The 17,694-nt window shown below is 65.9% G+C and carries 19 protein-coding genes and 1 tRNA gene; 14 read left to right on the top strand and 6 right to left on the bottom strand.

What is annotated here, in order from left to right:
- The first annotated feature begins 22 nt into the window (after positions 1–22).
- From H7828_RS02045 to H7828_RS02075, 7 genes are all read left to right on the top strand, one after another.
- A complete protein-coding gene (locus H7828_RS02045; RefSeq protein WP_226779271.1) occupies positions 23–580 on the top strand; it encodes a DUF3305 domain-containing protein in 558 nt (185 codons plus the stop codon).
- Complete coding sequence (locus H7828_RS02050) at positions 580–1,179, top strand: DUF3306 domain-containing protein (protein ID WP_226779272.1); 600 nt, start codon at positions 580–582, stop codon at positions 1,177–1,179. The genes H7828_RS02045 and H7828_RS02050 overlap by 1 nt, the downstream gene beginning before the upstream one ends.
- Positions 1,176–1,778, top strand: coding sequence for a TorD/DmsD family molecular chaperone (locus H7828_RS02055; protein WP_226779273.1), 603 nt, complete (start codon positions 1,176–1,178; stop codon positions 1,776–1,778). The genes H7828_RS02050 and H7828_RS02055 overlap by 4 nt, the downstream gene beginning before the upstream one ends.
- Positions 1,779–1,850: 72 nt before the next feature.
- Complete coding sequence (locus H7828_RS02060; RefSeq protein ID WP_226779274.1) at positions 1,851–2,042, top strand: twin-arginine translocation signal domain-containing protein; 192 nt, start codon at positions 1,851–1,853, stop codon at positions 2,040–2,042.
- 64 nt (positions 2,043–2,106) lie between these two features.
- Positions 2,107–5,124 carry a formate dehydrogenase subunit alpha gene (locus H7828_RS02065; RefSeq protein ID WP_226779275.1) on the top strand — a complete coding sequence of 1,006 codons (3,018 nt, stop codon included), beginning with the start codon at positions 2,107–2,109 and terminating at the stop codon, positions 5,122–5,124.
- Between the two features lie 13 nt (positions 5,125–5,137).
- Positions 5,138–5,731, top strand: a complete 594-nt coding sequence (fdh3B, locus tag H7828_RS02070) for a formate dehydrogenase FDH3 subunit beta (RefSeq protein WP_226779276.1) — start codon at positions 5,138–5,140, stop codon at positions 5,729–5,731.
- A 123-nt stretch (positions 5,732–5,854) separates the two neighbouring features.
- Positions 5,855–6,112: a glycine zipper 2TM domain-containing protein gene (locus tag H7828_RS02075; RefSeq protein ID WP_226779277.1), complete on the top strand. Its 258-nt coding sequence runs from the start codon at positions 5,855–5,857 to the stop codon at positions 6,110–6,112.
- A 67-nt stretch (positions 6,113–6,179) separates the two neighbouring features.
- Here the strand turns inward: H7828_RS02075 and H7828_RS02080 are convergent, their stop codons facing one another.
- Complete coding sequence (locus tag H7828_RS02080) at positions 6,180–6,830, bottom strand: DUF3047 domain-containing protein (RefSeq protein WP_226779278.1); 651 nt, start codon at positions 6,828–6,830, stop codon at positions 6,180–6,182.
- A 133-nt stretch (positions 6,831–6,963) separates the two neighbouring features.
- On the opposite strand from H7828_RS02080, the gene H7828_RS02085 reads away from it, so the two are divergent.
- Both H7828_RS02085 and H7828_RS02090 read left to right on the top strand, forming a co-directional pair.
- On the top strand, positions 6,964–7,407 hold the full coding sequence (locus H7828_RS02085; protein WP_226779279.1) for a DMT family transporter: 444 nt from the start codon (positions 6,964–6,966) through the stop codon (positions 7,405–7,407).
- A 115-nt stretch (positions 7,408–7,522) separates the two neighbouring features.
- Positions 7,523–7,606: transfer RNA gene (locus H7828_RS02090), tRNA-Leu, on the top strand.
- Between the two features lie 10 nt (positions 7,607–7,616).
- Here H7828_RS02090 and H7828_RS22795 read toward each other — a convergent pair.
- From H7828_RS22795 to H7828_RS02100, 3 genes are all read right to left on the bottom strand, one after another.
- On the bottom strand, positions 7,617–7,751 hold the full coding sequence (locus H7828_RS22795; protein ID WP_281070676.1) for a hypothetical protein: 135 nt from the start codon (positions 7,749–7,751) through the stop codon (positions 7,617–7,619).
- Entirely contained in the window at positions 7,748–8,962 is a 1,215-nt protein-coding gene (locus H7828_RS02095) for a formate dehydrogenase subunit gamma (protein WP_226779280.1), read from the bottom strand. Before H7828_RS02095 ends, H7828_RS22795 begins: the two co-directional genes overlap by 4 nt.
- Before the next feature lie 229 nt (positions 8,963–9,191).
- Complete coding sequence (locus tag H7828_RS02100) at positions 9,192–9,650, bottom strand: Lrp/AsnC ligand binding domain-containing protein (RefSeq protein ID WP_226779746.1); 459 nt, start codon at positions 9,648–9,650, stop codon at positions 9,192–9,194.
- 113 nt (positions 9,651–9,763) lie between these two features.
- On the opposite strand from H7828_RS02100, the gene putA reads away from it, so the two are divergent.
- The 3 genes from putA to H7828_RS02115 are packed head-to-tail and all read left to right on the top strand — an operon-like array spanning position 9,764 to position 14,319.
- On the top strand, positions 9,764–13,195 hold the full coding sequence (gene putA / locus H7828_RS02105; protein ID WP_226779281.1) for a bifunctional proline dehydrogenase/L-glutamate gamma-semialdehyde dehydrogenase PutA: 3,432 nt from the start codon (positions 9,764–9,766) through the stop codon (positions 13,193–13,195).
- A 33-nt stretch (positions 13,196–13,228) separates the two neighbouring features.
- Positions 13,229–13,960, top strand: coding sequence for a rhomboid family intramembrane serine protease (locus H7828_RS02110; RefSeq protein WP_226779282.1), 732 nt, complete (start codon positions 13,229–13,231; stop codon positions 13,958–13,960).
- On the top strand, positions 13,957–14,319 hold the full coding sequence (locus tag H7828_RS02115) for a GFA family protein (RefSeq protein ID WP_226779283.1): 363 nt from the start codon (positions 13,957–13,959) through the stop codon (positions 14,317–14,319). The genes H7828_RS02110 and H7828_RS02115 overlap by 4 nt, the downstream gene beginning before the upstream one ends.
- On the opposite strand, the gene H7828_RS02120 is transcribed toward H7828_RS02115, so the two are convergent.
- The gene (locus H7828_RS02120; RefSeq protein ID WP_226779284.1) at positions 14,316–15,101 is read right to left on the bottom strand and encodes an inositol monophosphatase family protein; all 786 of its coding nucleotides are present in this window, start codon (positions 15,099–15,101) and stop codon (positions 14,316–14,318) included. The two genes, H7828_RS02115 and H7828_RS02120, sit on opposite strands and share 4 nt — an antisense overlap.
- A gap of 110 nt (positions 15,102–15,211) precedes the next feature.
- Complete coding sequence (locus H7828_RS02125; protein ID WP_226779285.1) at positions 15,212–16,123, bottom strand: LysR family transcriptional regulator; 912 nt, start codon at positions 16,121–16,123, stop codon at positions 15,212–15,214.
- A gap of 89 nt (positions 16,124–16,212) precedes the next feature.
- Between H7828_RS02125 and metF the strand changes: the two genes are divergently transcribed.
- Positions 16,213–17,079, top strand: a complete 867-nt coding sequence (metF, locus tag H7828_RS02130) for a methylenetetrahydrofolate reductase [NAD(P)H] (protein ID WP_226779286.1) — start codon at positions 16,213–16,215, stop codon at positions 17,077–17,079.
- 39 nt (positions 17,080–17,118) lie between these two features.
- Positions 17,119–17,607 carry a PaaI family thioesterase gene (locus tag H7828_RS02135; protein WP_226779287.1) on the top strand — a complete coding sequence of 163 codons (489 nt, stop codon included), beginning with the start codon at positions 17,119–17,121 and terminating at the stop codon, positions 17,605–17,607.
- Positions 17,608–17,694 lie beyond the last annotated feature (87 nt).

Below are 17,694 nucleotides of genomic sequence, written 5' to 3' on the forward strand. Positions count from 1 at the left end.
AGCCAAAACAGGATGAGGGCAATTGGCCTTTCTGTTCAGCAAAGCCCGCACCGTGCCGATCGGCGTGGTACTGAAACGTTCACCGGGGGCCACCCGCTGGGCCAAGTGGGCATGGCGTGCGACAGACATCCTGCCCGGGGCTGGCCCGGCCCGGTGGAAAGTGATTGCCGAGGCGGGGGATACCACGCTCTATCACGCGGCCACCCTGCCCCTGACGCTCTACCCCTCGGATACCGAGGCCTATGTCCACGAGCTCGCCGCGCGGGTGCCTTCCGTCTATATCGTGCTGCGCACGGGATCGGCGGAATGGCCGCTTGAGCCGCAGATCGTCACCGCCTCGCCCTACGAGGGGCAGGATTACTGCGACTCCGGTGAAGACGTGGTGGAGCGGGTGGCGATGCCCGCCGCCATGCGCGCCTGGATCCAGGGCTTTGTCGACGAACACCACGAGGAAGAGGTGTTCGTGAAACGCCGCCGCAAGAATGCCCGTGTCGACATGGTGCAGGACGGCATCGGGGATTCGCGGATCTCGCAGGCCTCGGACGTCTATCGTGCGCCGGGCGCGAAGGCGGTGCCGTGATGGGGCGGGCCGATTCCTTCTGGGACAGGCGCCGCGCCGCCGTGCAGGCCGAGGCACGGGCCGAGGAAAGCGCCCGCGCCCGCCGCGAGGCAGACGAACAGCAGGCCGCTTTGGCCGACCGCCCCGACGATGAAATCCTTGCCGAACTGAACCTGCCCGACCCCGACAGCCTGTCGATGGGCGACGATTTCAAGGCCTTCATGGCACGCGAGGTGCCCGCCCGCCTGCGCAACCGCGCCCTGCGGCGGCTGTGGCGCAGCAACCCGGTGCTGGCCTGTGTCGACGGGCTGAACGATTACGACGACGATTACCTGACCGGTTCGACGGGGAATGGCGCGATCGCCACCACCTACCAGGTGGGCAAGGGCATGTTGTCGCATATCGACGAACTTGCCCGCCGGGCCGAGGCGCTGGCCCAAACGCCCGCCCCCCTTGCCCAAAGCGAGGAACCGGCACCGCCCGCGGCCCCAACCGAAGCGCCAGCCGCGCCACCGGCCGAAGCCGTGGCAGACGCCGCGCCCGAGGATGACGCAGCGGCGGAAACTTCTGCACCGCCGCGGCGGATGCGGTTCCACTTCGAAGACAGGGGGCAGGCATGAGCGCGGCCGAACAGATCCAGATCGCCAGCGAAGACCGGCTGCGCGCCGATCTCTACAATTTCCTCGGGCTGCTTCTTTCGGCCCCGCCCGACCAGATGCTGCTGGACCAATGCGCCGGCCTGTCGGGCGACGAAAGCGATCTTGGCCGCGCCATCGCCGGGCTGGCCAGTGTCGCCCGGGTCAGCAAGCCGCGCGGCGTGCAAAGCGAATTCAACGCGCTGTTCATCGGTCTCGGCCGGGGCGAACTGCTTCCCTATGCCAGCTATTACCTGACCGGTTTCCTGAACGAAAAACCGCTGGCCCGCCTGCGCAGCGACATGGGCCAGATGGGAATGACCCGCGCCGCCAATGTCTTTGAACCCGAAGACAACATCGCCTCGCTGATGGAAATGATGGGCGGCATGATCGTGGGGCGGTTTGGCGCCCCCGCCACGCTGGCCAGCCAGAAAACCTTTTTCGGCGCCCATATCGCACCATGGGCGCCGCACTTCTTCACCGATCTGCGTGGTGCGAAAAACTCGGTCCTCTATGCCGCCGTGGGCGACGTGGGCCGTGCGTTCCTCGAGATCGAGCGCGAGGCATTCCGCCTGACCGCCTGATTCCGGCCTTTCCCCGTGACCGGGGCCAACCACCGGCGGGGATGCCCGCCACCAACGAAAGGGAGACATCCCGTGACCGAAGAAACCGCCAAGACCCCAAGCCGCCGCGCATTCCTGAAACTGGCCGGCACCGCCGCCCCCGCTGCCGTGGCCGCCACTGCGCTGGCCTCCGACACAGCCGAAGCGGCCGAGGTGAACCCCGCCTCGAGCACAATGCAGGACACGGCCCACACCCGGGCCTACCTGGCCAGCACCCGTTTCTGACATCAAGAACTGACCCTGCAAGGCGGCGCACAAGACGCCACCGCGCAGCAAAGGGAGGAAAGACATGCTGAGGAAAAAGACAAACGGAACCGCACGGCGCACGGCGCGCACCGGCATCGTTTCCGAGGTGGCCAACGCATCGGTGGACCGGCGGGCCTTCCTGCGCGGATCGGGCCTTGCCATCGGCGGGCTGGCGGCAATTTCGGCCACCGGCGGATCGGTGACCCGCGCCAGCGCCCAGCAGGCGATGACCGGCAAGGTGGAAACCATCAAATCGGTCTGCACCCACTGTTCGGTCGGCTGCACCGTGATCGCCGAAGTAGCCAACGGCGTCTGGACGGGCCAGGAGCCCGGCTGGGACAGCCCCTTCAACCTGGGCGCCCACTGCGCCAAGGGGGCCTCGGTACGCGAACACGCCCATGGCGAACGGCGGCTCAAGTACCCCATGAAGAAGCAGGGTGGCGAATGGGTCCGCATTTCGTGGGACCAGGCCATCAACGAGATCGGCGACCAGATGATGTCGATCCGCGATGAATCGGGCCCGGATTCGGTGTACTGGCTTGGCTCGGCCAAGCATTCCAATGAACAATCCTACCTGTTCCGCAAGTTCGCCGCCTACTGGGGCACGAACAACGTCGATCACCAGGCGCGGATCTGCCATTCGACGACGGTGGCCGGGGTGGCCAACACATGGGGCTACGGCGCCATGACCAACAGCTACAATGACATCCACAATTCCAAGGCGATGTTCCTCATCGGCTCGAACCCGGCCGAAGCGCATCCCGTGTCGCTGCTGCACCTGCTGAAGGCGAAAGAGCAGAACAACGCGCCGCTGATCGTCTGCGATCCGCGCTTCACCCGCACCGCGGCCCATGCCGACGAATATGTCCGCTTCCGCCCCGGCACCGACGTGGCGTTGATCTGGGGCATCCTGTGGCACATCTTCGACAACGGCTGGGAAGACAAGGAATTCATCCGCACCCGTGTCTGGGGCATGGACGAGATCCGCGACGAGGTGGCCAAGTGGACCCCAGAAGAGGTGGAGCGCGTGACCGGAACGCCCGGAACGCAACTGGCCCGCGTCGCGCGCACCCTGGCCAACAACCGCCCCGGCACCCTGATCTGGTGCATGGGCGGCACCCAGCACTCCAACGGCAACAACAACACCCGCGCCTATTGCATCCTGCAACTGGCCCTGGGCAACATCGGCACCTCGGGCGGCGGCGCGAACATCTTCCGCGGCCATGACAACGTGCAGGGCGCGACCGACCTTGGCGTTCTGGCCGACACCCTGCCCGGCTATTACGGGCTGTCCGACGGGTCCTGGGCCCACTGGGCGCGCGTCTGGGACGAAGATCTCGACTGGCTGAAGGGCCGGTTCAGCGTCATGGAGGGGGCCGGCAAGGACGGCGAAGACCGTCTGATGATCAACGAGACCGGCATCCCGGTGTCGCGCTGGATCGACGGTGTGCTGGAAGCGAAAGAGAATATCGACCAGCCCGACAATACCCGCGCCATGGTGTTCTGGGGCCATGCGCCCAACTCGCAGACCCGCCTGAAAGAGATGAAGACGGCGATGGAGAAGCTGGACCTTCTGGTGGTGGTCGATCCCTACCCGACGGTCTCGGCCGTATTGCAGGATCGCGACGACGGGGTTTACCTGCTGCCCGCCAGCACGCAGTTCGAAACCCGCGGTTCGGTCACGGCCTCGAACCGGTCGCTGCAATGGCGCGACAAGGTGGTGGAACCCCTGTTCGAAAGCCTGCCCGACCACACCATCATGTCGAAATTCGCCCAGAAGTTCGGCTTCCACGACCGCATGTTCCGCAATATCGCCATGGACGGAGACGAACCCAACGTCGAGGACATCACCCGCGAATTCAACCGCGGCATGTGGACCGTCGGCTATACCGGCCAGTCGCCCGAGCGGATGAAGCTGCACATGGAGAACCAGCACACTTTCGACCGCACGACGCTGCGCGCGGTGGGTGGCCCGGCCGATGGCGATTACTACGGCATGCCCTGGCCCTGCTGGGGCACCCCCGAGATGAAGCATCCCGGTTCGCCCAACCTTTATGACCTGTCGCGCCAGGTGAAGGACGGCGGCATGGGATTCCGCGCCCGTTTCGGGGTGGAACGCAACGGTGACAACCTGCTGGCCGAAGGGGTCTATCCCGTCGGCTCCGAGATCCAGGACGGTTATCCCGAGTTCACCGTGCAGATGCTGCGCGACCTGGGCTGGGACAGCGACCTGACCGACGATGAAGTGGATGCCATCAACCGCGTCGCGGGCTTCCCCGATGGCGCACCGCTGACCAACGAGGCGGCCGATGACGGCGGAGACGGCTCGAGCGAGGAAGTCGGCGAAACCTCGCAGCAGGGCGACATCAAGTCGGACTATGCCGAAAAGACCGGCGGCGTGAACTGGAAGACCGACCTGTCGGGCGGCATCCAGCGCGTCGCGATCAAGCATGGCTGCGCCCCCTACGGCAACGCCAAGGCCCGCGCCGTGGTCTGGACCTTCCCCGACCCGGTCCCGCTGCACCGCGAACCGCTTTACACCAACCGGCGCGACCTGGTGGAGGATTACCCGACCTACGAGGACAAGAAGTTCTGGCGTCTGCCCACCATGTACGCCTCGATCCAGGAAAAGGACTTTTCCGAGGATTATCCGATCGTCCTCACCTCGGGGCGGCTGGTCGAATATGAAGGCGGCGGTGACGAAACCCGCTCCAACCCCTGGCTGGCGGAGTTGCAGCAAGACATGTTCGTCGAGGTCAACCTCCGCGACGCCAACAACCTCGGGGTGCGTGACGGCGCCATGGTCTGGGTTGAGGGGCCCGAGGGCGCCAAGGTGCGGGTCAAGGCCCTGGTCACCGAACGGGTGGCCAGCGGTGTTGCCTTCATGCCCTTCCACTTCGGCGGTCACCTTGAAGGGGTCGATCTGCGCGACAAATACCCCGACGGCGCCGATCCCTATGTCCTGGGCGAAAGCAGCAACACCGCACAGACCTATGGCTATGACAGTGTGACCCAGATGCAGGAGACCAAGGCGACTCTCTGCAAGATCTGGGCAGCGTAAGGAGGAAAGAGATATGGCAAGAGCGAAGTTTCTGGTCGACGCCGAACGCTGCATCGAATGCAACGCCTGTGTCACGGCCTGCAAGAACGAACACGAGGTGCCCTGGGGCATCAACCGCCGCAAGGTGGTGACGATCAACGACGGCTCACCGGGGGAACGCAGCATCTCGGTGGCCTGCATGCATTGTTCGGATGCGCCCTGCATGGCCGTCTGCCCTGTGGACTGCTTCTATCAGACCGACGATGGCGTGGTCCTGCACTCCAAGGATCTGTGCATCGGTTGTGGCTACTGCTTCTACGCCTGCCCCTTCGGCGCGCCGCAGTACCCGCAGGCGGGCAACTTCGGATCGCGCGGCAAGATGGACAAGTGCACCTTCTGCGCCGGTGGCCCCGAGGAAAACAACTCCTCGGCCGAGTTCCAGAAATACGGCCGCAACCGGATCGCCGAGGGCAAGCTGCCCATCTGCGCCGAAATGTGCGCCACCAAGGCCCTGCTGGCCGGGGATGGCGACGTGGTGTCGGGCATCTACCGCGAACGTGTCGTGGCGCGCGGCTTTGGCTCGGGGGCCTGGGGCTGGGGCACTGCCTATGATCAGAAGGGCGGCTGACACCCACCCTGCCCCATGATGTTGCAGCGCCCCGGTCAATTGGCCGGGGCGTTTGCCGTTGACGCGATGGAACCGCAATGATCCTGTCGCGTTGGACCAACAGATCCAACAGCGGAGCTTCAAATGAAACGCCTACTTCTTACCCTTCCCCTGATCGCGGGCCTGGCCGCCTGTGACACACCCACGCAATCGACCCTGACCGGCACCGCACTGGGCGCCGCGGCAGGCGCCGCCGTTTCCGGCAGCGGCGACAAGGTGACTGGCGCGCTGATCGGCGGCGCAGCGGGCGCTGCGGCAGGCAACTACATCGGCCGCGCCAACCAGCCCGGCCAGTGTGTCTATCAGTACCCGAACGGCCAGCGCTACACCGCCGCCTGCTGATCGTCAGCTCCGGCAAGCAACAGGAAAAGGGCGCCCTTTGCGGCGCCCTTTTTCATGCGCGCAACCTCTAGCGCAGGCTCAGCCCGCTGATCTGCCCGGCAAGTGCCGTATCGGTATCGTCGCTGTCCGCCGATACCGCAACCCCCACAAGGGCTCCCGGGGCGCCACCAAAGGCGGTGCCATAATCGCGGGCGAGGTCAACCGTTTCACTGAAAGCGCCGGTCCCGGCCCCGCGCAGCACGATGGTCTTGCCCCGCGGGCCCAGATAGGGCGACGACAACAGCGCACCGCGCTGGTGCGCCCCGCCCCAGACATAGACCAGCACACGGGCATCCGAATTGGCCAGAAGCTTGCGGATGTTGGACGACCCGGCGTTCGCCTCGGCCACCCCTGCGGGCAGGAACACGAAATAAAGCGCGGCGTTGCGATCATCGCCGCCCTTGCGCGTCAGGTCGGTCGGCGGCACCGACTGCGATACGGCCCAGCGCCACGAGGCCGCCCGCGCGCCCCAGTCGCCCCGCGCCACCCGCTGCCAGATCAGAGATGCCGCCCCGTTCGACGTGAACCCGAGCGTAGCGCCCCCCTGCCTGAAATCGACCTTGGAAAACAGGCGGAACCGCTGTTCGGTCCAGCCCGAGAAGGCCACCTGCCCGGCGCTGACCGGCCCGCCAAGCGCGGCGGCCATCGCGAAAGCTCCGGCAATGATACGCAAACCCATGGATCTTCCTTTCGGCAGTCTTTCCCGCAGCATGACGGGTTTCAGGCCCCGGGCGAATCACGATCCCGTCAGGCTGGCGCCGGGCGCGCGCCTGCCCTAGCCTGCGCCACGACCAACCAGAAGGAACCGCTCCATGTCCGACACCCTCCGCGCGGCCATCACGATGCTGGCGGCCGGCATCGGCATTCCGGTGCTGGCAACCCTGAACGCCTGCCTCGGCAGCCGCATCGCCGCCCCGGCCGTCGCCGCAACGGCGCTTTTCGCGGTGGCGCTGCTCTGTGCCGCCTGCGTGGCCATGGTGACGGCGCCCGGGGCCCTGCCCCGGCTGATCGGCCAGCCTGCGCATCTCTTTCTCGGCGGTGTCCTGATTGCCTTCTACGTTCTGTCGATCACCTGGATCGCCCCGCGCTTCGGGGTGGGCAATGCGGTGTTCTTCGTGCTGCTGGGGCAATTGATCTCGGCAGGGCTGATCGACCATTTCGGCCTCTTTGGCGCCCGTCAGCAGGCGGTCACCCTGTCGCGCGGCGCCGGGATTGCCCTGATGGCACTGGGCGTGGCGCTGACCCAGAAGGGATGACCGCGCGGCCCCTTCGCACGGCGCGGGCCGACAGGAAAACGCGCCCGGCCGAATCGCGCATATTTCCACACGCACCATTGACCGCCGCCCCGAACCTCCCCTAATCCAAGGGCGTGCGGGCGTGGCGGAATGGTAGACGCTGGGGTCTTAAACACCCTTGCCGCAAGGCGTGTGGGTTCGACTCCCACCGTCCGCACCAGAATGCCGGCTCAGCGGTCCAAGCGCACGCTTTCGCCCACCGTCGTACGCTCCTGCGCCGAGAAACCGGCATAATTGCGCAGCGCGAAATTCGCCCCCACCGCGATCACCACCATGGCGCAGACCGCCAGCAACATCGCCTTCATGCCTTCGCCCCCTTCGTGCCGGCCCTGTCAGTCCCGGCTTCGCGGGCCTTCACCTCGTCCAGCCAAAGGCTGTGATGTTCGCGCGCCCACTGCTCCTCGACCTCGCCCGAGCCCATGGCATCATAGGCGCCCTCCATCCCCAGGGTGCCGATGTAGATATGGCCAAAGATGATCGCCAGCAGGACCAGGCTGACGATGGCATGCCACAGCTGGGCATATTGCATCTCTTCCTGCGGGGTCAGGGCCGCGGGCCAGCTTCGCCCCTCCTGCAACCACCCCGGAACGCCCAGATCGTTCAGCTTCTGGAAGGTGGGCGCGAAAAGATGCAACTCGAAGGGAAACAGCAAGGCCAGCCCGGTCAGCGAAATCGACCCGCCCAACAGGATCACCGACCAGAAGATCAGCTTCTGACCGGCGTTGAACTTCTTGGCCGGCGGATGGCCACCGCCAAAGATCCCGCCCCCCTTCAACAGCCATTTCACATCGGTGCGGTCCGGCAGGTTGTGGATCACCCAGAACAGGAAGATCATCACCAGCGCCACCATGAAGGCCCAGGACACGTTGTTGTGCACCCACTTGGCGCCGATGGCGAAGGTCGAAAAGGCCTCGTGCCCGAAGGTGGGGATAAGGTACTTGCGCCCAAACAGCGATATCAGCCCGGTCAGCCCCAGCAACAGGAACGACCCGGCCAGAAGCCAATGGGCAAAGCGTTCGATCGCCTTGAACCGGGTCACGGTGCGGCCGGTCTTTTCGCCGTCGATGCGAATGCGCCCGCGCAGCAGGAAGAACAGGGCCAGAACCCCCAGTGTCCCGATCAAAAACCACGCGCCATAGCCCAGAAGCGGCCCCTCGCGAAACCGCAGCCACCACATGCCCCCGTCCTGGATCAGGACAGTGGCCGCCGGGCCGTTGTTGCGGGTGGTCACATCGGCGCTGTCATAGCGCAGGGCGCGCCAGAGATCGGAATCCGAGGCACCGCCGCGCGTGCCAAGCGGCGCGGTGACGGGTGCGGCCGCGTCAGGATCGCCCGTCGCCTCACGGCGAAAACCATCATCCACGGGCTGGCGGGCCTGGCGCGCCAGGATATCCTCAAGCGTCTGCGCCCCGCCGGTGGCGGCCCGCGGCCCGTCGGCCGGCCCATCCTGCGCCAGGGCGCCCCCCGCAAACAGGATCAGCACGAAAACACGAAGCATCTGTTGCAGGATCGTCATCTTGCCGGCCTCCCCATCATTTAAGGTCAGGTTAGCCCAGCGCACCGGCTCTGGAAAGGGCTTGCCGAAACAGGCCCGATCACCGTTCCAGCCCGGCCGGAACGCTCCGCACCTGCCCCTCTTTCTTGCTGAAAATACTCATGCGCACCGCTTCGCCATGCGCTGCCCCATCGGTGAAGCGCCCGCAAACAATGACGTGCGCGCAACGCGCGCGCCTTCTGGTTGGCCGCTACAGCGCCACGTCCTTCACGGCCTCCATCGCCACATAGGTCGAGGTCTGCGCCACATGGGGCAAGGACGAGATCTTCTCGCCCAGAACGGCGCGATAGCTGACCATGTCGGATGTGCGCACCTTCAGCAGGTAATCGAAGGCCCCCGCGATCATGTGGCATTGCTCCACCTCGGGCACCGCCTGCACCGCCACGTTGAAGGCCGAAAGCGCCGCCTCGCGGGTGTCGGTCAACTTCACCTCGACAAAGGCGACATGTTCGCGCTTCACCCGGACCGGGTCGATCATCGCGCGATAGCCGGTGATCACACCGTCCTGCTCCAGCCGCTTCAGGCGGGTCTGGGTCGGCGACTTGCTCAGCCCGATGCGCCCGGCAAGGTTGGTTACGCTGATCCGGCCCTCGACCGCCAGAATGGAAAGGATCGCCCGGTCGAACCGGTCAAGATCGCCTTCGGCCATTTGCACTGGTTTGCCCCTCTTTTTAGGTCTATTGGCCTGACAGTTTCAATTTTTCGGGCAACTGTCACGGCAAATCCGGCGTAAACTGGTCTGAAAATCCCGAAAGGCCCGAAATGCGCGACTCATCCCATGCCCCCGCCCTGCCCTTCTCGGCCGACAAATACGCCGATGCCGACGCGACCCTGGCCGCCCTGATCGAAACCGCCGCCCTGACGTCCGAGGCCCGCAAGGCGATCGCCGCTGACGGGGCAACCCTGGTCAGCGCCATCCGCCGTTCGGCCAAGCCGGGCTTGATGGAGGTTTTCCTGGCCGAATACGGCCTTTCCACCGACGAGGGCATCGCGCTCATGTGCCTGGCCGAGGCGCTGCTGCGCGTCCCCGACGCCGACACCATCGACGACCTGATCGAAGACAAGATCGCGCCCAGCAAATGGGGCACGCACCTGGGCAAATCCTCTTCCTCACTCGTCAATGCCTCGACCTGGGCGCTGATGCTGACGGGCAAGGTGCTGCGCGACGAGAAGCCGGGCGTGGTGGGTACCCTGCGCGGCGCCGTCAAGCGGCTGGGCGAACCGGTGATCCGCACGGCGGTGGCCCGTGCCATGCGCGAGATGGGCCGCCAGTTCGTACTGGGCGAAACCATGCCCAAGGCGATGGAGCGTGCCGCGCATATGGAGAAGCGCGGCTATACCTACAGCTATGACATGCTGGGCGAAGCAGCGCGCACCGCCGCCGATGCCGCCCGCTATACCACCGCCTATGCCCGGGCGATCGATGCGATGGCCTCGGCCGCCACCCATGGCGACATCCGTGCAAACCCCGGCATCAGCGTGAAATTCTCGGCCCTGCACCCGCGATACGAGGTCGCCCAGGCCGAGCGGGTGATCGATGAACTGGTGCCCCGCGTCACCGCCCTGGCCCGCCAGGCAGCGCGTCTTGGCATCGGGTTCAACGTCGATGCGGAAGAGGCCGACCGCCTTACCCTGTCGCTTGCGGTGATCGAACAGGTTCTGGCCGACCCCGAGCTTGCAGGCTGGGACGGTTTCGGCGTCGTGGTTCAGGCCTATGGCCTGCGCTGTGCGCCCACCATCGACTGGCTTCACGCCCTGGCCACGCGCCTGGATCGCAAGATCATGGTGCGGCTCGTGAAGGGCGCCTATTGGGATACCGAGATCAAGCATGCCCAGACCCTGGGGATGCCGTCGTTCCCGGTCTTCACGTCAAAGCCCGCCACCGACGTCAGCTATATCGCCAATGCCCGCAAGCTTCTGGGCATGACCGACCGGATCTATCCGCAGTTCGCCACCCACAACGCCCACACCGTCGCCGCCATCCTGCACATGGCCGACGACAAGGCCGCCTTCGAATTCCAGCGCCTGCATGGCATGGGCGAACGACTGCACGACATCGTGCTGGAACGGGAAAAGACCCGCTGCCGAATCTATGCGCCCGTGGGCGCGCATCGCGATCTTCTGGCCTACCTCGTGCGCCGCCTGCTTGAAAACGGCGCCAATTCGTCCTTCGTGAACCAGATCGTCGATGAAGACGTCTCGCCCGAACAGGTTGCCGCCGATCCCTTCGAACAGACCGACCGCAAGGCGCCGGTGCGCACCGGCACCCAGCTTTTCGCAGACCGCCCCAATTCAAAGGGCTGGGATCTGAGCAGCGCCGCCACCCTGGCCAAGATCGACGCGGCCCGCAATCCGCACCGCGACGCCCGCCCGCAGGGCGCGCCGATCCTCGCGGGCGATGCGGCACCCCAGCCCGCGAACGAGGTGGTCAGCCCCGTCGATGGTGCCCCCGTGGGCCAGGTGGCCGATGCCTCGCCAACCGATGTGGAAACCGCCCTTGCCGCTGCCCGCCCCTGGTCTGTCGATGTGGGCGAAAGGGCGCGCATCCTGAACCTCGCCGCCGATCTCTACGAAGAGAATTTCGGCCCGCTTTTCGCCCTCCTCGCACGCGAGGCCGGCAAGACCCTGCCCGACTGCGTGGGTGAACTGCGCGAGGCGGTCGATTTCCTGCGCTACTACGCCAGCCAGGCGCAGTCGCTGACCCGCCCGGCGCGCGGCACCTTCACCTGCATTTCCCCCTGGAACTTCCCGCTGGCCATCTTCACCGGCCAGATCGCGGGCGCCCTTGCGGCGGGCAATGCGGTTCTGGCCAAACCGGCGCAGCAGACGCCGCTGATCGCCCATTCCGCCGTCGAACTTCTTCACAAGGCCGGCGTGCCGCGCGAGGCGCTGCAATTCCTGCCCGGCGACGGCAGCATCGGCGCTGCGCTGACAGGCGATTCGCGGGTGCATGGGGTGGCCTTCACCGGCTCGACCGCCACCGCCCTGAAGATCCGCGCCAACATGGCCCGGCACATGGACCCGGGCGCGCCGCTGATCGCCGAAACCGGCGGGCTGAACGCAATGATCGTCGATTCCACCGCCCTGCTGGAACAGGCAGTGCGCGATGTGGTGATGTCGTCCTTCCAATCGGCGGGCCAGCGGTGTTCGGCCCTGCGCTGCCTCTATGTGCAAGAGGATATCGCCAAGGAATTCAAGCAGATGCTCTTTGGCGCCATGGACGAGCTGACTTTGGGCGATCCCTGGAACCTGTCCACCGACAGCGGCCCGCTGATCGACGCGGCGGCCCATGAAACCATCACCGCCCACATCCGCAACGCCCGCGCCGAGGGCCGAATGCTCAAACAGCTTTCGGCACCGAAAACCGGCCATTTCCTGCCCCCCACGGTGATCGAGGTGCCCGGCATCGCCGCCCTCAAGCGCGAGGTTTTCGGCCCCGTCCTGCATCTTGCCACCTTCGCCGCCGATGAGATCGACAACGTGATCGAGGCGATCAATGCCACCGGTTTCGGGCTGACCTTCGGGTTGCACACCCGCATCGACACCCGGGTTCAGCATGTGACCGACCGGATCCACGCCGGAAACCTCTATGTGAACCGCAACCAGATCGGCGCCGTGGTCGGCAGCCAACCCTTTGGCGGCGAAGGGCTTTCGGGCACCGGCCCCAAGGCGGGCGGCCCGTCCTACCTGCCGCGCTTCACGCAACCCGCCAGCGCGCAGGTCGGCCAGGAAGACAGCCGCCATCCCGCCGATCTTGGCGCCCTGTCGCGCGCCCTTGCCAAGGCCGCCACCCCGGCGCGGCGCGACCCGCGCGATCTGCCCGGGCCGACCGGCGAATCGAACCGTCTTTCGGTTCATGCCCGCCGCCCGATCCTGTGCATGGGGCCGGGCGAAGCCGCCCGCGCCGCCCAGATGCGCGAGGTGGTCGCCAGGGGCGGCACGGCCCAGCCCTGCCCGCCGCTGGACGCGGCCGCGCTGGATGCCCTGCCCGCGCTTGGCGGCGTGGTCTGGTGGGGCGACGCCGACACCGCCCGCGCCATCGCCCTGTCGCTGTCGCGCCGCCCGGGGGCCATCGTGCCGCTGATCACCGGCGCCATCACCGCCAACGATTGCACGCACGAACGCCATATCTGCATCGACACCACCGCCTCGGGCGGGAACGCCCAGCTTCTGGCCGAAGCGGCAACCGCTTGACCGCAGCAGGAAACATGGGCAAATCTTCCGCCCATGTTTCCGATCCGCGATCACAACCCGTCACGGGGTACGCCCTTCGTGACCTATGCCCTGATCGCGGCGAATATCGCCGTATACCTGGTGACGGTCGCACTGTTCAGCAGCGAGATGATTCCGTCGCAGGTCTATGCACACTGGGCCCTGATCCCGGCAAATTCCGACCCGCTGACCTATATCACCTCGCAATTCCTGCACGACGGGTTGTTGCACCTCGGGGGCAACATGCTGTTCCTGTGGATCTACGGCGACAACCTGGAAGACGAAATGGGCCATATGCCCTTCCTTGGCTTCTACCTTGCCGGTGGCGTTGCGGCGGGGCTGGCCCAGATGCTTGCCGATCCCGGATCGCCCATCCCCATGGTCGGGGCCTCGGGCGCCATCGCGGCGGTGATGGGGGGCTACCTGCTGCTCTTTCCCAAGGCGAAGGTGGATGTCCTGATCATCTTCGTGGTGTTCTTCCGCATCTTCCCCGTTCCGGCCTGGATCGTCCTGGGCATCTGGTTCGTGCTGCAGATGGTTTCGGGGGTCGGAACCCCCAGCGATCAGGGCGGCGTGGCCTATTGGGCCCACGCGGGCGGCTTCATCGCCGGCCTTGCGCTGACCCTGCCGCTGTGGCTGCGCATGGGCGGCCCGGGGTTCTGGAACCGCACCCACGGGCACCCGCCCCACCCCGAGGCGACCTATCGCCTGTCGCCCTCCACCGTGCCGAAGGTGCGCCGCAGATGAGGGCGGCGTGCCACTGCGGGGCGGTCGTTCTCGAGGTGACCCTCAGCGACGGGATGAACACCCTGCGCCGCTGCGATTGTTCGTTTTGTGTAATGCGTGGCGCCGCTGCGGTAACCGCGCATCGCGATAATGTCGCAATTGTGCAAGGCGCCGAGAACCTGCAATGCTATCAGTTCGGCACGAAAACCGCCCGCCACCATTTCTGCAAGACCTGCGGTATCTACACCCACCACAACCGGCGCAGCAATCCGCAAGAGGTGGGCATCAACGCCGCCTGTCTCGACGGCATCCATCTGCCCGATCACGATCCGATCGCCTGGGTCGACGGGCGCAACCACCCGTCAGACCGTAATCCCTAGCCGCGCACCAGCTTGGCAAAGCCGTCGAACAGCGCCTCGTTGGCCACCACCACTTCGCCATTCTCCAGCATCGAACGTCCTTCGTTCACCGGTTCCAGCAGCGCGCCCGCCTCGCGGCAGATCAACAGGCCGGCGGCCACGTCCCAGGGCTTCATGCGCCGCTCCCAGTATCCGTCGAACCGCCCCGCCGCGACATAGGCCAGGTTCAGCGCCGCCGAGCCCCAGTGGCGCACACCGGCCACCGCAGGCAGCACCCGGCCGAATTCACGCAGCAGTTCGGGCAGGCCCGGCGCGCCGGAATGGGGCACACCGCAGGCAAAGATGCCCTCGATCAGCGACCGGCGGCCCGAAACGCGCACCCGGCCCTCGTTCATCCAGGCGCCACCGCCCTTTTCGGCGACGAACATCTCGTCCTTGGCCGGATCGAAGATGACGGCCGAGACGATCTCGCCCTTGTGTTCCAGTGCGATGGAAATGCACCAGTGCGGCAGACCGTGCAGGAAGTTCGACGTGCCATCCAGCGGATCGACGATCCAGCGGCGGGTCGGGTCCTTGCCCTCGACCGGGGCGCTTTCCTCGGCCAGCCAGCCATAGTTCGGGCGCGCCGCCATCAGGTCTTCGCGGATGATCGCCTCGGCGGCCAGATCGGCCTTGCTGACGAAATCGCCGGCCCCCTTCGCGGAGACCTGCAAATTCTCGACTTCACGGAAATCCTTGACCAAGGACCGGCCCGCCCGGCGCGCGGCCTTGATCATCACATTCAGATTTGCACTGCCCTGCATCGCATCCAACCTTCAAATTCCAAGCCCGGGCGATACACCCGCCCCCCGAAAAAGCCAACCCCGGTTCTTTCTTGCGCCAAATACTCCCCCGCCGGAGGCGTCCCGAACCCTCAGCCGTCGCCACGCTGGAGCTTGACCGGTTCGCTGCGACACAGGCGCAGGAAATGCGCCATGTAGGGCACCGTCGTATCCTCGCCCCGCGTCGCCGCGTAAAGGCGCTTGGTCACCCCCTGGGCCGTCAGCGGCCGGGTGACGTAGTCGGAGTTATAGCGCACTTCGCGCACCACCCAGTCAGGCAGAACCGTCACCCCCCGCCCCGAGGCCACCAGCAGCAGGATCACCGCCGTCAGTTCCACCTGGCGGATCGCGCGGGGTTCCACCTTGGCCGGAATCAGGAGTTCGGTGAACACGTCCAGCCGCGTCCGGTCGACCGGGTAGGTGATCAGGGTCTGATCGCGGAAATCCTCGGCCTCGACGTATTCGCGCCCGGCCAGCGGGTGCGAGGCCGGGGCGACAAAGACCGGCGCGTAATCGAACAGCGGGCTGAAATCCACGCCGGGCAGGGATTCGGGATCGGAGGAGACGACCAGATCCACCTGTTCCTTCTGCAGGGCCGGCAGCGCCCCGAAGGACAGGCCGGGGCGGATGTCGACATCGACATCGGGCCAGGCGTGGCGGAATTTCTCCAGCACCGGAAACAGCCATTCAAAGCAGGCGTGGCATTCGATCGCGATGTGCAGCCGCCCGGATTTGCCGCTGACCAGGCCCGCGAATTCATCTTCCATCGCCGCGATCTCGGGCAGGATGCGTTCGGCCAGGCGCAACAGCTTCATCCCCGCCGCCGAGAGTTTCAGCGGTTTCGAGCGGCGCACGAAGAGTTCGACGCCCGCCTGATCCTCAAGCCCCTTCACCTGATGGGACAGAGCGCTTTGGGTGATGTTCAGCTGGTCCGCCGCCCGGGCAACCCCGCCCGCGTCGTGGATGGCCTTGATCGTGCGCAGGTGGCGAAACTCGATATGCATGGCCGCCTCATGATCTTGATGAAAATTATGAATTGGCCTCACATAAAGGATTCCGGCACAAGGGGGCAACACCAATCAGGATATCCGCCATGGTCACGCCGAACGTATCATTCGAATTCTTCCCGCCCCAATCGCTTGAGGCGTCGTTCCGCCTGTGGGACACGGTGCAGACCCTCGCGCCGCTTGATCCGGGGTTCGTTTCGGTCACCTATGGCGCCGGGGGCACCACCCGCGACCTGACCCATGATGCGGTGGGCCTGCTGCACCGCAACTATGGCCTGACCGTGGCCGCGCATCTGACCTGCGTGAACGCCAGCCGTGAAGAAACGCTAAGCATCGCCCGTTCCTACAAGGAGGCCGGGGTGAACCAGATCGTCGCGCTGCGCGGCGATCCGCCCAAAGGCAGCAATGGTTTCACCCCCCACCCCGAAGGCTTTGCCCATTCGGTCGAATTGATCGAGGCACTGGCAAAGACCGGCGATTTCGAGATCCGCGTCGGCGCCTATCCCGACCGTCACCCCGAAGCGGCCAGCGACACCGCCGATGTCGATTTCCTGAAACGCAAGATCGACGCGGGCGCCAGCTCGGCCATCACCCAGTTCTTCTTCGATGCCGATACCTTCCTGCGGTTCCGCGATGCCTGTGCCGCCGCCGGCATCACGGCGCCGGTCATCCCCGGCATCCTGCCGATCGAGAACTGGAACGGGGTCAAGCGTTTCGCCACGCGCTGCGGCACCTCGGTGCCCCAGTGGCTGGACGATGCCTTCACCACCGCGATCCGCGACGGGCGGGAAGAGCTTCTGGCGACGGCGATCTGCACCGAACTGTGCAGCAAGCTGATGGCCGAAGGGGTGGAAGACCTGCATTTCTACACGCTCAACAAGCCGCACCTGACGCGCGATGTCTGCCACGCCCTTGGCGTGACCCAGAAAACCGTTCTTGAGAACGTCGCCTGAGCAGGCCAGATTGGCGCGACCCCGAAAAAGGACGCGCCGATGTTTTTTGCACAAAGCCCCGATCAGTTGCCCGACCGCGACACCATCCTGTCGATGTCGGGCATGGAGTTCATGGAGCGGGTGCGCGACGGCAAGCTGCCCGCCCCGCCCATCGCCCGGGCGCTGAACTACCATGTAGAAACGGTCGAGCCGGGCCGCGTGGTGTTTCGCGGCACCCCGGGGTTCGAGCAGATGAACCCAACGGGCGGCATTCACGGCGGCTGGTACGGCACGCTTCTGGATTCCTGCATGGCCTGCGCCGTGATGACCCGGGTGCCGAAGGGATCGGTCTATACGACGCTGGAATACAAGATAAACATCACCCGGGCGATCCCGGCCGACACCACGATCCTTGCAACCGGATGGCTGGATCACGCGGGCCGGTCGACCGGGGTGGCCCATGGCGAAATCCGGGGCGCCGAGGACGACCGGCTTTATGCCACCGGATCGACCACCTGCCTGATCATGAATATCGCCGCGACGGGTTGATCCAAAGGAGCGCCTACGGCGCATTCCATGTTTTGCGGGCGCTTCACCGGCGGCGGCAGCGGCGGGGGCTTGCGTCGGGATTTGAGT

Origin of the sequence: Oceaniglobus trochenteri (genome assembly GCF_020529025.1) — a bacterium.
GTDB classification, from domain to species: Bacteria; Pseudomonadota; Alphaproteobacteria; order Rhodobacterales; family Rhodobacteraceae; genus Oceaniglobus; species Oceaniglobus trochenteri.